Raw genomic sequence first — 14316 nt, 5'->3', positions numbered from 1 at the left:
TCAACGAAAATGTTAGAACGGCCTGACGATCCCGACGCGCGGGATCAGCGTCACGATCCAGCCGAGGATTGTGGTCTTGCTATCGTCTGACGGGATCACCGGCACATCCTTCGACGCCGGCAGCATCCTGGTGGCATGCAACATCAGGAACATGCAGACCGCCCAGTTCGAGATCCAGCGCGAATAGTCGAACACGGTCACGAACATCACGAAATAGCCGGCGCTGATCACAACGAGCGCGCCGAGCACGATCCGGCGATGCAGGTCGCTCGCGAGCGCGCCGATCAGTCGCGCGAAATAGCGCCACAGCGGCGTGTGCAGCCAGATCAGAAGTGCAAACACCGGAACCCCCAGGATGTTCGAGGGGATGCGCGCCCAGGTGTCGGCGAACTCCTTCGACAGCGGCTGGTACCAGATGTAGCCGAACTGAAGCAGGTCGGTGCGTGCCGGATCGGCCATCCGGCTCTGCAGATGACGGATGAATTCGTCATAGGGCACGTCGACCGTGCCGGCGAATTGCGCGACCAGGAACAGGATGCCGACTCCTGCGAGCGCCGCGATGCCGAAGACGGCGTTCCGCGGCGTCACGCCTTGCACCAGATAAAAGCGCAGCACCACGATTGCCGCGATGGTCGGCACATACATCAGGACGAAGATGTGATGGACCAGGATCAGCAGGATCGAGAACAGCGCGGCAATCAGCACGTACACCACTGAGCGCGCCGGGATCAGCAGCAGCACGATCGTCAGCGCACACCCATAGATGTCGAAATGGCCGAGCGTGTGCATGAAGTTCTTCAGGAAGAACGGCGAGCCCGCGATGAAGACGAACAACGGCCAATGCGCGTCGTTGAAGCCGAATGTGCGGCGGAACAGTTTGATGAACAGTCCGAGCGTCAGCAGCCAGATCGCGCCGGCCAGCGCGAATACCAGCCATACGGGCACCTTGTCGGTGAACAGCGACACGATCGCCCCGACCAGCGCGCGCTTGGTGAAGCCGTAATGATAGTCGACCAGCAAATGGATGTAGGGAACGAAGGGCGGCAGCGCGATCTTGTGCAGGAACACGCCGACCAGCACGGCTGCATTGACGGCCAGCATCAGGCGCCAGGGGTTTTGCCACACCCGCAGATTCATCGATCGCCCACTCTCGTCGTCCCGGGCAAGCGAAGCGCGACCCGGGACCCATAACCACCGAAGGTAGTTCTAGAAGGAATGTCGGCCCGAGTCTTTGTCACCGCGGACTGTCGGGGTTATGGGTCCCGGCTTTCGCCGGGACGACTACGGTGGCCGCCTACAAAATAAACCGGCTCAGATCGGCGTTCTTGGCGAGGTCGCCGACATGCTTGGTGACGTAGTCGGCGTCGACCTGGATGGTCTCGCCGTGGCGATCGGGCGCGGTGAAGGAGATCTCGTCCAGCACCCGCTCCATCACGGTCTGCAGCCGCCTTGCGCCGATGTTCTCGACCGTGGAATTCACCGCCACGGCGACATCGGCCAGCGCGTCGATGGCGTTGTCGGTGATGTCGAGCGTGACGCCCTCGGTCTTCATCAGCGCAACATATTGTTTGATCAGCGACGCCTCCGGTTCGGTCAGGATCCGGCGCATGTCGTCGCGGGTCAGCGCCTGCAGCTCGACGCGGATCGGCAGGCGGCCCTGCAGCTCCGGCAAAAGGTCCGACGGCTTGGCGATATGGAATGCACCCGACGCGATGAACAGGATGTGGTCGGTCTTGACGGCGCCGTGCTTGGTCGAGACCGTGGTGCCCTCGATCAGCGGCAGCAGGTCGCGCTGCACGCCCTCGCGGGAGACGTCGCCGCCGGCGCGGTTCTCGCGCACGCAGATCTTGTCGATCTCGTCGAGGAACACGATGCCGTTGTTCTCGACCGCGTTGATCGCCTCCTGCACCAGCTGATCGGTGTCGAGCAGCTTGTCGGATTCCTCGTTGACGAGGATTTCGTGCGAGCCCTCCACCGTCAGGCGGCGCGTCTTGCTGCGTCCACCCATCTTGCCGAAGATGTCGCCGAGCGAGATCGCGCCCATCTGGGCGCCGGGCATGCCGGGGATTTCGAACATCGGCATGCCGCTGCCGCCCGACTGCGTCTCGATCTCGATTTCCTTGTCGTTGAGCTCGCCGGCGCGCAGCTTCTTGCGGAACGACTCGCGCGTCGCCGGGCTCGATCCCGGGCCGACCAGCGCGTCCAGCACCCGTTCCTCGGCGGCAAGCTGGGCGCGGGCCTGAACGTCCTTGCGCTTGCGCTCGCGGGTCTGTGCGATCGCGACCTCGACGAGGTCGCGGACGATCTGCTCGACGTCGCGGCCGACATAGCCGACCTCGGTGAACTTGGTGGCCTCGACCTTGAGGAACGGCGCGCCGGCGAGCTTGGCCAGCCGCCGCGCGATCTCGGTCTTGCCGACGCCGGTCGGCCCGATCATCAGGATGTTCTTGGGCAGAACCTCCTCGCGCAGGGAACCGGCGAGCTGCAGCCGCCGCCAGCGGTTGCGCAGCGCGATCGAGACGGCGCGCTTGGCGTCGGTCTGGCCGACGATGAAGCGGTCGAGTTCAGAAACGATTTCACGGGGAGAGAAGTGAGTCATTGGCTCTAGCTAGGTTGGAATCGAGGTCTCGGCAAGCGGCAGTCCTCCAAGGCGTGTTCCCTTAAGAATCGGCGGCCCGGCCTGCCACTGCCGGATCGCCTCGAACGGGTGGATCAGCATGATGATGTTCAGTGTCAGATTGTCGCGAATGTGAAGCAGCAACACGGTTTCGAACAAGACGCCGAGCGCGACGGTCGCGGCGATCGGCAGCTTGCGCGCCAGCAGGAAGCCGACAACCATCGCAAGCGTGTCCGACACCGAATTGACGATGGTGTCGCCGTAATAATCGAGGGAGATCGTGCCGGCGCGGTAGCGCTCGATGATCCAGTTGGAGTTTTCGACGAGCTCCCAGCTGCCTTCGATCAGCATCGCGACAATCAGCCGCCCGGGCCAGGCGAGGCGTGGCAGCAGGAGGAAGGTCAGACCGTAGAACAGCAGGCCATGCAGCACATGCGACAGCGTGTACCAATCGGCGATGTGCTGTGAGTTCTCCGAGCTCTGGACCGTGCCATGCCAGAGCTTGACATAGCCGCAGGCACAGATCGGCAGACGGCCCATCGCATAAAGCAGCGCCGCCTGCAGCACGAGCAGCGCTGCCGCAATCGCCAGCCAATGCCACGCTGAGATGCCGGTGATGGGCTTGTGCGCGATCGTCATGCGTCGCGCGCCATCAGCAGCGCCGGCCCGTCCGGCGTATCGACCATACCCATCTTCCGAAAACCCGCCTTCTCATAGGCGCGGATCGCGCGCGCATTGGCCGGATCGGGATCGGTGACGATGCGTGGCGCGCCCTGCGCCAGGCGGTCATCGACAAAGGCGCGGATCAGCGCCGAGCCGTGGCCACCTGCCATCATGCTGGGCTCGCCGATGAAGAGATCGATCCCGCGCGTACCCTCCGGCTGGGCCCCGAAGCCGGAATTCCACGCCGTCAGGTCGTAGCACTGGATGTAGCCCAAATCGGACGCATCGGTTGCGACGATGAACTGGTCCATGGCCGGCTCGTCGAGGTCGCCGCTGACCAGCGCATATTGCTCGGCCGGATCGCCCCACCATTCCCGGACATGCGGCAACGCCAGCCACTGCTTGATCTGCGGCAGGTCGGCCGGCGTCATCGGGCGGAAATGATAGGGGCGGGCCATGCTCAGCCGCCGATCGTCTCGATCGTCACGTTCCGGTTGGTGTAGACGCAGATATCGGCGGCGATATCCAGCGCGCGGCGGACAATGGTCTCGGCGTCCTTGTCGGTATCGACCAGCGCGCGGGCCGCGGCGAGGGCGTAATTTCCGCCGGAACCGATCGCCATGACCCCGGACTCGGGCTCCAAAACGTCGCCGGTGCCGGTCAGCACCAGGGAAACGTCCTTGTCGGCCACGATCATCATGGCCTCCAGCCGGCGTAGGTAGCGGTCGGTCCGCCAGTCCTTGGCAAGCTCGACGGCCGCCCGGGTCAGTTGCCCCGGATATTGCTCCAGCTTGCTTTCCAGCCGCTCGAATAGGGTGAAGGCGTCGGCGGTGGCGCCGGCAAAGCCGCCGATCACGTCGCCCTTGCCGATCCGGCGGACCTTCCTGGCATTGGCCTTGATCACGGTCTGGCCGATCGAGACCTGCCCGTCGCCGCCGATCACTACCTTGCCGCCCTTGCGGACCGTGCAGATCGTGGTGCCATGCCAGACCGGCAGCTCATTTGGGGATGCTTGCATAGGTTACCTCTCTTCCGGGCAGATTTAGGCGGTCGGGCAGGGGGTTACAATCGGGGGATTTCGGAGCGTTTTCGAGCGAAGTGGGTACCGGTTCGCGTGAAGAAAACGCGTCAGAACTAAATCGACAACGAATTCCGGTCACCATGGCCCCAAGTTGGGGCGTTTCGAGGTCATCCCGCAGTAGCGAAGGTGACATCAGCCTGTTAAAAGACCGGCGTTTTCGGCACGGGAAAGCTCAATCTTCATGCGCACCGCAACCATTAAGCGCAAGACCAAGGAGACCGACATCGAGGTGACGGTCAACCTCGACGGAGCAGGCGTATCCACGGTTTCGACCGGGATCGGCTTCTTCGACCATATGCTCGACCTCCTGGCCCGGCATTCGCGCATCGACATCACGGTGAAGGCGGATGGCGATCTCCATGTCGATTACCACCACACCACCGAAGACGTCGGGATCGCGCTCGGACAGGCCGTGAAGCAGGCGCTCGGCAACATGGCCGGCATCACCCGCTACGCCTCGATCCACATGCCGATGGACGAGACGCTGTCGCGCGTCGTGATCGACATTTCCGGCCGCCCGGTGCTGGTGTTCAAGGCCGAATTCCCGCGCGACAAGATCGGTGAGTTCGACACCGAACTGGTGCGCGAGTGGTTCAACGCCTTCGCGATGAACGCCGGCGTGACTCTGCACGTCGAGACCCTATATGGCGAGAACAGCCATCATATCGCCGAATCCTGTTTCAAGGGTCTGGCGAGGGCGCTACGGACGGCAATTGCGATCGATCCGCGTGCCCAGGGCGAAGTGCCCTCGACCAAGGGTCAGCTCGGCGGCTGATCTCTGGAGCATGATCCGGAAGAGTAGATGCCGGTTTTCCGAAAGATCATGCTTTAAATAAGAGTCCATCCTTGGCGGAGCGTTCGATGCCGGTCTACACAGTGCATGCCCCCGTGGCCAACGGCGCCGATCTCGCGGCGGCCGACAAGTTCGTCTTCGTGCGCGACGGCTTCCATTTCTGGGCCGCGGTTGCGGGCGTGATCTGGCTGGCCTGGCATCGGCTCTGGCTGGCGCTGATCGGCTGGCTCGTTCTTACTTTCGTGATCGATTACGCGCTGACGAAGCTTGGCGTCGGCCGCAGCGCGATCTTCTTCGTCGACCTGGTGCTGATGGTGTTGCTCGGGCTCGAAGCGGCGAGCTTGCAACGTTGGACATTGTCGCGGCGCAAATGGCGCCAGATCGACATTGTCGTGGGCGACGACGTGGAGGCCGCCGAGCGCCGCTTCTTCGCGCGCTGGACTGCGCGGCATCGCGGCGCTGTCAACGACCAGCGATCGGTCGATCGCGGCGCGCCGCCGCCGACCCGCGACGTTCCGGGTCAATCATTCTCAAAACCCCCGTCGATGCCGCAGGGCGGCATCATCGGATTGTTTCCAGAGCCGGGAGGAACGCGATGACCGTTGCAATCATCGATTACGGCTCCGGCAATCTGCATTCGGCGGCCAAGGCCTTCGAGCGCGCCGCGCGCAGCATGGAGGATCCGCAAGTCATCAAGGTGACGCGCGATCCCGACGCGGTGTATCGCGCCGATCGCATCGTGCTGCCCGGTGTCGGCGCGTTCGCCGACTGCCGCCGCGGCGTCGACGCGGTCGACGGCATGCTGGAAGCGCTCACCGAAGCGGTGCGGGTCAAGGCGCGGCCGTTCTTCGGCATCTGTGTCGGCATGCAGCTGATGGCGACGCGCGGCAAGGAGCACGTGATCACCGAGGGCTTCAACTGGATCGGCGGCGATGTCGAGAAGATCGAGCCGCGCGACGAGAGCCTGAAGGTCCCGCATATGGGCTGGAATACGCTCGACATGGTGCGCGAGCATCCGGTGCTGGAGCGGCTGCCGCTCGGGCCGAAGGGACGTCACGCCTATTTCGTGCACTCCTATCACCTCAACGCCGCCAATGAGGCGGACGTGCTCGCGCGCGCCGATTATGGCGGGCCGGTGACCGCGATCGTCGGCAAGGACACCGCGATCGGCACCCAGTTTCACCCGGAGAAGAGCCAGCGCTTCGGCCTCGCTTTGATCGCCAATTTCTTGAAGTGGAAGCCGTGATCCTCTTTCCAGCGATTGATCTGAAGAACGGCCAGTGCGTGCGCCTCGAGCAGGGCGACATGGCGCGCGCCACCGTGTTCAATCTCGATCCGGCGGCGCAGGCCGCGAGCTTCGCCGCCCAGGGCTTCGAATATCTCCACGTCGTCGATCTCGACGGTGCCTTCGCCGGCAAGCCGATGAATGCCCATGCGGTCGAGGCGATGCTGAAGGCCGTCACCATGCCGGTGCAGCTCGGCGGCGGTATCCGCGACCTCAAGACCATCGAGGCCTGGCTCGACAAGGGCATCACGCGCGTCATCATCGGTACCGCCGCAGTGCGCGATCCCGAGCTGGTGAAGGGCGCGGCGAAGACATTCCCAGGTCGCGTGGCCGTGGGTCTCGATGCGCGCGACGGCAAGGTCGCGGTCGAAGGCTGGGCCGAGACCTCGCATGTGACCGCGCTCGAGATCGCACAGCGCTTCGAGGATGCCGGCGTCGCCGCGATCATCTTCACCGACATCGCCCGCGACGGCCTGCTCAAGGGCCTCAACCTCGACGCTACCATCGCGCTCGCCGACCGCATCTCGATTCCAGTGATCGCCTCCGGCGGCTTTGCCTCGATCGACGACGTCAAGGCGCTGCTGGAGCCGCGTGCGAAGAAGCTGGCCGGCGCGATCGTCGGCCGTGCGCTCTATGACGGACGGCTCGATCCGGCCGCTGCCCTTCAGCTGATCCGCGGCGCGTAGGAGGAGATCATGTTCAAGGTTCGCGTGATCCCCTGCCTCGACGTCAAGGACGGCCGCGTGGTCAAGGGCGTCAACTTCGTCGATCTGCGCGACGCCGGCGACCCGGTCGAGGCAGCAATCGCCTATGATGCCGCCGGCGCCGACGAGCTCACCTTCCTCGACATCACGGCCACCCATGAGAACCGCGGCATCATGCTCGATGTGGTGCGGCGGACCGCGGAGGCCTGCTTCATGCCGCTGACCGTGGGCGGCGGCGTCCGTACCGTCGACGACATCAAGACCCTGCTGCGCTCCGGCGCCGACAAGGTCTCGATCAATTCGGCGGCCGTCAGCCGGCGCGAATTCGTCAAGGAAGCGGCCGAGAAATACGGTGAGCAATGCATCGTGGTTGCGATCGACGCCAAGCGGGTCAAGCGCGCCGGCGGCTCGGACCGCTGGGAGATCTTCACCCATGGCGGGCGGAATGCCACCGGGATCGACGCCATCGAATACGCCCAGGAGGTCGTCTCGCTCGGCGCCGGCGAAATCCTGCTGACCTCGATGGACCGGGACGGCACCAGGCAGGGCTTTGACCTGCCGCTGACCCGGGCGATCGCGGACAGTGTCCCCGTACCGGTCATCGCGTCCGGTGGCGTCGGCAATCTCGATCACCTGGTCGACGGCGTCCGCGAGGGTCACGCCACCGGCGTGCTGGCCGCGTCGATCTTCCACTTCGGGGAATTCACCATCCGCCAGGCCAAGGATCACATGGTGCGCGCCGGCCTGCCGATGCGGCTCGATCCGTAGCGTGAGCGTGGTCCGGAAAAGTGGAGACCGGTTTTCCGTGAAGACCACGCTCAAACAGGGAGAGCTGGGACTCCTTGTCACAAAAATGCTAAGTCCCCACCTAAGGGATGGCACCCGTGCGGTGCCGCTGTGCATGCTTGAGTTGAGTTGATGTCGCGTTTCACGGTCCACGATTTGGCCGCCACCATCGACGCCCGCGCTGCAACGGGCGGTGAGGCGTCCTACACCCGCAAGCTGCTCGACAAGGGCGCGGAGCATTGCGCCAAGAAATTGGGCGAGGAAGCGGTCGAGACCGTGATCGCCGCGGTCGAGAATGACCGCGATCACCTCATCGCGGAAAGTGCCGATCTCGTGTTTCACCTGCTGGTTCTGTTGAAATCACGCGGCGTGAAGCTGGAGGATGTCGAGGCCGCGCTGGAGAAGCGGACCTCGATGTCGGGACTGGAAGAGAAGGCGTCGCGCAAGCGCGACTAGCGCAAATGATCGAGCGCATCGAGAGGGGCGGCCTCATGGACATCCGGGCACCAGATCAGCAGTACAACCCCTACCGCATCTTCACGCGCCAGCAATGGTCGCATCTGCGTGACGATACGCCGATGACGCTCGAGCCGGGCGAGTTCGACCGTCTGCGTTCGATGCACGATCGCCTCGATTTGCAGGAGGTGGAGGACATTTACCTGCCGCTGTCGCGGCTGCTCTCGATCTATGTCGATGCGACGCAGCGGCTGTATTACTCGCAGCGTCAGTTCCTCAACATCCGCGACCGCAAGATGCCCTACATCGTCGGCGTCGCCGGATCCGTCGCGGTCGGCAAGTCGACCACGGCACGCGTGCTGCAGGCGCTGCTGGCGCGCTGGTCGCCGCGGCCGAAGGTCGATCTGATCACGACCGACGGCTTTCTGTTTCCGAATGCCGTGCTCGAGCGGCAGGGCATCATGCAGAAGAAGGGCTTTCCGGAGAGCTACGATCTGCCGACGCTGCTGTCGTTCCTCAGCGACATCAAGGCGGGGCGGCGCCGCGTGCGCGCGCCGGTCTATTCGCATCTGACCTACGACATCGTGCCGAACAAATGGGTCGAGATCGACCAGCCTGACATCCTGATCGTCGAGGGCGTCAACGTGCTGCAGACCGGGCGGCTGCCGCGCGACGGCAAGGCGGTGCCGTTCGTTTCCGACTTCTTCGATTTCTCGGTCTATATCGACGCCGACGAGGCCGTGCTGCGGGAGTGGTACATCAAGCGCTTCCTGGCGCTGCGCGACACCGCGTTCACCGATCCGAGGTCCTACTTCCACCGCTATGCGCCGCTGTCGGACGAGGAAGCAACGGCGACCGCGATCGCGATCTGGGAGCGCACCAACCTCGCCAATCTCGAGGACAACATCCTGCCGACCCGCCCGCGCGCGACGCTGATCCTGAAGAAGGGCGCCGACCACGTGGTGCAGTCGGTCGCGCTGCGCCGGCTGTAAGTTCTGACCCGCTATAGCGGACCACATCAACGGTGTCGTCCCGGCGTAAGCCGGGACCCATTCTCCGCGGCCCCTGCAAAGGGCAGGCGGCGAGACGTTTGTTCACCAATTGGCAGTCGTGGTTATGGGTCCCGGCCTTCGCCGGGACGACGCGGAATTTTCGCTACTACGCCGCGATATGCCGCGCGGCTGCGAGGCCCGCGAGCGCTTCTTCCAGCTTCTCACGGTCGAGCGGCTTGATCAGAAAACCGTCCATGCCGGCCTCGAAGCAGGCATAGCGGTCTTCCACCAGCGTATTTGCCGTCAGTGCCAGGATCGGGGTCCGGCGGACGGATTGCGCCGCCTCATGGGCGCGGATCTGCTTGGTGGTCTCGATGCCGTTGAGGCGCGGCATCTGGATATCCATCAGCACGAGATCATAGGGCGTGCCGGCTGAGGTCGCCGACAGCCAGGACTCCATCGCCCGCTCGCCATTGGTGGTGATGACCACGTTGTGGCCGAGCCGGGTGAGCAGCGAGCGCATCAACAGCGCGTTGATCTCATTGTCCTCGGCGACCAGGATCGAGAGCCCCTTGTCCGGCAACGCGGATGCGGGCGCCGTGGGCGCGGACTCGGCGGCCGCCTCGATCGCAAGGCTCGGCGCAGCGATTTCCGGCGATGCGGTCAGGCGTGCGGCGAGCGACGACGCGCGCAATGGCTTGACCAGGTAACCGGTGAACATGGCTGACTCGGAGGCCGAAAGGTCCTGCCGCGTCGCCGGCGTGAACATCACGATGCGATGGGTTGCGTGGAGGCGGGCGGCGTCGGCAAACGCCTCCATCGCCGGGGTGCCGAGCGTGTGGTCGATCAGCGCCGCGTGCCAGCTCCGCTCCGGCAGCAGCGCCTCTGCGACATTGGCATCCGACACGATACAGGTCTGTGCGCCCCAGCGCTGCAACCGCCGCGAGATCAGCGAGACCTCGATACTGTGCGGCGCCACCAGCATGATCGAATGTCCGGTCAAGTCGGGCGCGGCGAAGCCGTTGGCCCCGCCGGTATCGGCCGCGACGAGCGGGATTGACACCTCGAAGGTCGAGCCGGCGCCCGGCGTGCTTGCGAGCGTGATGCGGCCGCCCATCCGCTTGACGATGCGGTCGCTGATCGAGAGGCCGAGGCCGGTGCCGCCATAGCTGCGCGCGATCCGATCGTCGGCCTGCTCGAACTCCCGGAAAATACGCTGCTGCGCTTCTGGCGCGATGCCGATGCCGGTGTCGCGAACCAGGAAGTTGATCTCATTCGGCCAGATGCCGGGCTCGACGATCAGCGCCACGCCACCGGTCGCGGTGAACTTGATGGCGTTGCCGGCGAGATTGAGCAGCACCTGACGCAGCCGCGCGGCGTCGCCGGTCACCTGCATCGGCAGCCGTTCGTCGACATAGGCGGCGATCTCGATGCCCTTGGTCTGCGCGCGTGGCGCCAGCAGTTCGGTGATGTCCTCGATCAGGCCGGACAGCGCGAAGACGCGGTGTTCGAGATCGATCTTGCCGGCCTCGATCTTGGAATAATCGAGCAGCTCCTCGATCAGCGCGAGCAGCGCGTCGCCGGACGTCTTGACCGCCTTGACGTAGGTCATCTGCTCCGGCGTCAGCTGCGTATCCATCAGCAATCCGCTCATGCCGATGATGCCGTTCAGCGGGGTGCGGATCTCGTGGCTCGCCATCGCAAGGAAACGCGACTTGGCGCGGTTGGCGGCGTCGGCCTGATCGCGCGCTTCGGCGAGCGCGTGCTCGCTCTCGGTGCGGTCGGTGACGTCGCGGCCGACGCTCTGCATCTCCGCCGGCGCGCCGGCATCGTTGCGCACGAGGCCTTCACGCCAGGCGATCCAGCGCGGCCCGAGCGGACCCTCGATCCTCTGGTCGTAGACCCGCGTGCCGTTGGATTCGAGCGCGGTGTCGCCCTGTTCAAGCACCTTCAGCGTTGCGGTGCTGCCGATCAATTCGCTGCGGGAAATCTGCGCCAGCTCGCAATAGGCATCGTTGGCATAGGTGATGAGCCCGTCGAGGTCGCGCAGCACGATCAAATCGTCCTGCGCCTCGAACAGGGTGGAGGCGCGCTGCTCGGCCTCCTGCAGTTCCCAGTTGCGGTCGGCCATCGCTTCATTGTGCATGGCGATGGTGCGCAGCCGCTTGCGCATCAGCCGCAGGCGGATGCCGAGCGTCACGATCCAAAGGCAGGCGAGCGCGAACAGGAAGCTGACCCCGATCGCGAATGCATTGGGATCGTAGCCGCTCTGTTGCGAGAGCGCGCCCGAAATGAACCCGAAGGCGCTGCCGAACGCGACGGAGAAGATCGTGAACGAACGGACGATCGTCGCGACCCAGGAATGGCGCCGGAGGAAGCGGCGAAGGCGCAACTTGATCCGGAAGAAACGCCCCATCAATGGTGACCCTGAGACAGCTTGATCTGGCGCTGACGATGCGTCGGCCAGCTTGCAAAGTGCTTGAAATTGGTGGCCATTTCGCGCTGCCCTCAGAACAAGGTTAGCGGGGGGTTAACTCTGCCATGACCCGGTTCGGGACGCGCGTGTCAGGCGCGGGCGATGCGGCTTCGAGGCGGCGGTGTCCGCCGCGGGCGCTGACGATCAGGGCCGCGGCATCGCGCACCGAGAACGTCTTCGACTGCACGAAGACACGGTAGTCGGATGGGCCGGCATCATGCGTCAGATAGATGACGGGGCCGGTTGCCGAGGCCTCGCTGGAAATCCCGATCAGCTGCGGCGCAGCGCTGCGCTCGCAGGCGCCGGCCTCGGTATCGTCGATGTCGTCGATCACGGTGAAGTCGGCGGCGTCGGCGCTGTCGGCGATCTGGACCCGGACGGTGGCCTGGCTGGGGTCGTCGGTGAAGCTGACGTGAAGCTGCGCCAGCCAGGGGATCGATGCGATCTGCATCGTGGCGCCACCCATCTCGATGCAGGGCCGCGGGCCCGGCAGGAACTCGGCGCGGGCAAGGACCGCGGCCACGGCAAGGGGGACCACCGAGGTCAAAATCTTCAAACGCAACATGACACAACTCGCTCGACCCAAGCTTGCCGCCGATCGCGGTGCTTATGGTTTGCGGAGCGTAAACAAAACTCGTTACCGCCGCGTTGACGCGGGGCATTCCGGCACGAATCGGGACAGGGCTTCAGTTAGGTCAGGCGGCGCGACGCAAATCGTCGGCCAATGCACGATAGGACAGCGCTTCGGCGAGGTGCAGCCGGCCGATCGTCTCGGCGCCGTCGAGATCGGCAAGCGTGCGCGCCACCCGCAGCACGCGATGATAGCCGCGCGCGGTGAGGTGCATGTTGTCGGCAGCTTCGCGCAGCAGCTTCTGCCCATGCGCGTCGGGCTGCGCGATGGTCTCGAGCAGCGAGCTCGGCGCTTCCGCATTGGTGCGGACATGCGGCATGCCGGCAGCCGCATAGCGCGCGAGCTGGATGTCGCGCGCGGCCGCGACGCGGGCGGCAACCTCAGCCGATCCCTCCGCCGGCGGCGGCAGGATCAGATCGGCCGCGGTCACGGCGGGCACCTCGATCCGCAGATCGATGCGATCCATCAGCGGGCCGGAGATCCGCATCTGGTAGTCGGCGGTGCAGCGGTCGAGCCGGCCGCGCTTGCAGGAATAGCCGGGCTCATAGGCATGGCCGCAACGGCACGGGTTCATGGCCGCGACCAGCATGAAGCGCGCCGGATAGGTGACGCGGTGGTTGGCCCTGCTCACCGAAACCTCGCCGTTCTCCAGCGGCTGGCGCAGCGAATCCAGCACACGCGGATCGAACTCCGGCAGTTCGTCGAGGAACAGCACGCCCTGATGCGCGAGCGAGATCTCGCCGGGCTTGGCGCGCATGCCGCCGCCGGTCAGCGCGGCCATGCTGGCGGAATGATGCGGGCTGCGGAACGGGCGTCGCGCGGTCAAGGCGCCGTCGCGGATCTCGCCGGCAACCGAGGCGATCATCGAGACTTCGAGCAGCTCCGACGGCGACAGCGGCGGCAGGATCGAGGGCAGTCGCGCCGCCAGCATCGATTTGCCGGCGCCGGGCGATCCGATCATCAACAGATGATGACCGCCGGCGGCGGCGATCTCAAGCGCGCGTTTCGCGCTCTCCTGGCCCTTGATGTCGCGCAGGTCCAAAAGCGTTTCCTCGCGCGCCTCGTTCTGGTCTTGCACCTTCGGCTGCGGGCGCGACAGCACCTGCGTGCCCTTGAAGTGGTTGGCGATCTGGATCAGCGAGTGTGCCGCGATGATCTGGATGTCCGGACTGGCCCAGGCGGCTTCCGAGCCGCAGGCGGCCGGGCAGATCAATCCCTCATCGCGCGAATTGGCGCCGATTGCCGCGGGCAGCACGCCCGCCACCGGCGCGATCGAGCCGTCGAGCCCGAGCTCGCCGAGCACGGTGAAGCCGTTCAGCGCATCCGGCGGGATCGCGCCGATCGCCGCCATCAGGCCGAGCGCGATCGGCAGGTCGTAATGGCTGCCCTCCTTGGGCAGGTCGGCGGGTGCGAGGTTGACGGTGATGCGGCGGGCGGGAAGCGCGAGGCCGGAGGCGATCAGCGCCGAACGCACGCGTTCGCGGGCTTCCGACACCGCCTTGTCGGGCAGGCCGACGATCGCGAACGCGGGCAATCCCGGCGCGACCTGCACCTGCACGTCGACCGCGCGGGCCTCGATCCCCTCGAATGCGACGGTGGAAACGCGCTGAACCATGCTGCCCCTATCTTCCGCAATCGAGGGTAGCGGAACCCGGCGGCGAGCGCAAGAACATTACAAGAACATTCGCCGCGCCGAGGGCTGATCGTCCGGTACCACTTCACCGCGCGGCGCATCCGCTTCGGGCCGGTGCGGAAGCGTATGGCGTCGCTCGCGATGACACGTGTTTCTCGCGATCGAACACGGCTCGCGTCGTCGACAACTGCAAGAATCA

The 14316-nt window shown here is 65.2% G+C and carries 15 protein-coding genes; 7 read left to right on the top strand and 8 right to left on the bottom strand.

Annotated elements, in window-relative coordinates:
* Positions 1 to 12 precede the first annotated feature (12 nt).
* The 5 genes from AC1VNY_RS12495 to hslV form a co-directional block, all read right to left on the bottom strand.
* Positions 13 to 1137: a hypothetical protein gene (locus tag AC1VNY_RS12495; protein WP_482405365.1), complete on the bottom strand. Its 1125-nt coding sequence runs from the start codon at positions 1135 to 1137 to the stop codon at positions 13 to 15.
* A 157-nt stretch (positions 1138 to 1294) separates the two neighbouring features.
* The gene (gene hslU / locus AC1VNY_RS12490) at positions 1295 to 2599 is read right to left on the bottom strand and encodes an ATP-dependent protease ATPase subunit HslU (RefSeq protein WP_016841472.1); all 1305 of its coding nucleotides are present in this window, start codon (positions 2597 to 2599) and stop codon (positions 1295 to 1297) included.
* 9 nt (positions 2600 to 2608) lie between these two features.
* A complete protein-coding gene (locus tag AC1VNY_RS12485) occupies positions 2609 to 3256 on the bottom strand; it encodes a DUF2585 domain-containing protein (RefSeq protein WP_482405364.1) in 648 nt (215 codons plus the stop codon).
* Positions 3253 to 3738 carry a GNAT family N-acetyltransferase gene (locus tag AC1VNY_RS12480; RefSeq protein WP_482405363.1) on the bottom strand — a complete coding sequence of 162 codons (486 nt, stop codon included), beginning with the start codon at positions 3736 to 3738 and terminating at the stop codon, positions 3253 to 3255. The genes AC1VNY_RS12485 and AC1VNY_RS12480 overlap by 4 nt, the downstream gene beginning before the upstream one ends.
* A gap of 2 nt (positions 3739 to 3740) precedes the next feature.
* Positions 3741 to 4298 (bottom strand): ATP-dependent protease subunit HslV, encoded by a 558-nt coding sequence (hslV, locus tag AC1VNY_RS12475; RefSeq protein ID WP_028335798.1) that lies wholly within the window; start codon positions 4296 to 4298, stop codon positions 3741 to 3743.
* 244 nt (positions 4299 to 4542) lie between these two features.
* On the opposite strand from hslV, the gene hisB reads away from it, so the two are divergent.
* From hisB to coaA, 7 genes are all read left to right on the top strand, one after another.
* A complete protein-coding gene (gene hisB / locus AC1VNY_RS12470) occupies positions 4543 to 5136 on the top strand; it encodes an imidazoleglycerol-phosphate dehydratase HisB (protein ID WP_016841476.1) in 594 nt (197 codons plus the stop codon).
* Between the two features lie 86 nt (positions 5137 to 5222).
* On the top strand, positions 5223 to 5753 hold the full coding sequence (locus AC1VNY_RS12465) for a DUF2628 domain-containing protein (RefSeq protein ID WP_482405362.1): 531 nt from the start codon (positions 5223 to 5225) through the stop codon (positions 5751 to 5753).
* Positions 5750 to 6400, top strand: a complete 651-nt coding sequence (gene hisH, locus AC1VNY_RS12460; protein ID WP_482405361.1) for an imidazole glycerol phosphate synthase subunit HisH — start codon at positions 5750 to 5752, stop codon at positions 6398 to 6400. Before AC1VNY_RS12465 ends, hisH begins: the two co-directional genes overlap by 4 nt.
* Positions 6397 to 7125, top strand: coding sequence for a 1-(5-phosphoribosyl)-5-[(5-phosphoribosylamino)methylideneamino]imidazole-4-carboxamide isomerase (hisA, locus tag AC1VNY_RS12455; RefSeq protein ID WP_028335795.1), 729 nt, complete (start codon positions 6397 to 6399; stop codon positions 7123 to 7125). The genes hisH and hisA overlap by 4 nt, the downstream gene beginning before the upstream one ends.
* A gap of 9 nt (positions 7126 to 7134) precedes the next feature.
* Positions 7135 to 7911 (top strand): imidazole glycerol phosphate synthase subunit HisF, encoded by a 777-nt coding sequence (gene hisF, locus AC1VNY_RS12450; protein WP_038382736.1) that lies wholly within the window; start codon positions 7135 to 7137, stop codon positions 7909 to 7911.
* A 150-nt stretch (positions 7912 to 8061) separates the two neighbouring features.
* Positions 8062 to 8385, top strand: coding sequence for a phosphoribosyl-ATP diphosphatase (locus tag AC1VNY_RS12445; RefSeq protein ID WP_028341982.1), 324 nt, complete (start codon positions 8062 to 8064; stop codon positions 8383 to 8385).
* A 35-nt stretch (positions 8386 to 8420) separates the two neighbouring features.
* Complete coding sequence (gene coaA / locus AC1VNY_RS12440) at positions 8421 to 9377, top strand: type I pantothenate kinase (protein ID WP_026192056.1); 957 nt, start codon at positions 8421 to 8423, stop codon at positions 9375 to 9377.
* A gap of 166 nt (positions 9378 to 9543) precedes the next feature.
* Here the strand turns inward: coaA and AC1VNY_RS12435 are convergent, their stop codons facing one another.
* The 3 genes from AC1VNY_RS12435 to AC1VNY_RS12425 form a co-directional block, all read right to left on the bottom strand.
* A complete protein-coding gene (locus AC1VNY_RS12435) occupies positions 9544 to 11793 on the bottom strand; it encodes a PAS domain-containing hybrid sensor histidine kinase/response regulator (protein WP_482405360.1) in 2250 nt (749 codons plus the stop codon).
* A 103-nt stretch (positions 11794 to 11896) separates the two neighbouring features.
* The gene (locus AC1VNY_RS12430) at positions 11897 to 12319 is read right to left on the bottom strand and encodes a hypothetical protein (RefSeq protein WP_482405406.1); all 423 of its coding nucleotides are present in this window, start codon (positions 12317 to 12319) and stop codon (positions 11897 to 11899) included.
* A gap of 229 nt (positions 12320 to 12548) precedes the next feature.
* Positions 12549 to 14099: a YifB family Mg chelatase-like AAA ATPase gene (locus AC1VNY_RS12425; protein WP_482405359.1), complete on the bottom strand. Its 1551-nt coding sequence runs from the start codon at positions 14097 to 14099 to the stop codon at positions 12549 to 12551.
* Positions 14100 to 14316 lie beyond the last annotated feature (217 nt).

Source organism: Bradyrhizobium ferriligni (assembly GCF_056837965.1).
This window is presented reverse-complemented; position numbering and strand designations above follow the sequence as displayed.

Coding starts and splice junctions, on each gene's coding strand:
- AC1VNY_RS12495 (WP_482405365.1), bottom strand. CDS start 1,137: ATGAATCTGCGGGTGTGGCAAAACCCCTGGCGCCTGATGCTGGCCGTC.
- hslU (WP_016841472.1), bottom strand. CDS start 2,599: ATGACTCACTTCTCTCCCCGTGAAATCGTTTCTGAACTCGACCGCTTC.
- AC1VNY_RS12485 (WP_482405364.1), bottom strand. CDS start 3,256: ATGACGATCGCGCACAAGCCCATCACCGGCATCTCAGCGTGGCATTGG.
- AC1VNY_RS12480 (WP_482405363.1), bottom strand. CDS start 3,738: ATGGCCCGCCCCTATCATTTCCGCCCGATGACGCCGGCCGACCTGCCG.
- hslV (WP_028335798.1), bottom strand. CDS start 4,298: ATGCAAGCATCCCCAAATGAGCTGCCGGTCTGGCATGGCACCACGATC.
- hisB (WP_016841476.1), top strand. CDS start 4,543: ATGCGCACCGCAACCATTAAGCGCAAGACCAAGGAGACCGACATCGAG.
- AC1VNY_RS12465 (WP_482405362.1), top strand. CDS start 5,223: ATGCCGGTCTACACAGTGCATGCCCCCGTGGCCAACGGCGCCGATCTC.
- hisH (WP_482405361.1), top strand. CDS start 5,750: ATGACCGTTGCAATCATCGATTACGGCTCCGGCAATCTGCATTCGGCG.
- hisF (WP_038382736.1), top strand. CDS start 7,135: ATGTTCAAGGTTCGCGTGATCCCCTGCCTCGACGTCAAGGACGGCCGC.
- AC1VNY_RS12445 (WP_028341982.1), top strand. CDS start 8,062: ATGTCGCGTTTCACGGTCCACGATTTGGCCGCCACCATCGACGCCCGC.
- coaA (WP_026192056.1), top strand. CDS start 8,421: ATGGACATCCGGGCACCAGATCAGCAGTACAACCCCTACCGCATCTTC.
- AC1VNY_RS12435 (WP_482405360.1), bottom strand. CDS start 11,793: ATGGGGCGTTTCTTCCGGATCAAGTTGCGCCTTCGCCGCTTCCTCCGG.
- AC1VNY_RS12430 (WP_482405406.1), bottom strand. CDS start 12,319: ATGGGTGGCGCCACGATGCAGATCGCATCGATCCCCTGGCTGGCGCAG.
- AC1VNY_RS12425 (WP_482405359.1), bottom strand. CDS start 14,099: ATGGTTCAGCGCGTTTCCACCGTCGCATTCGAGGGGATCGAGGCCCGC.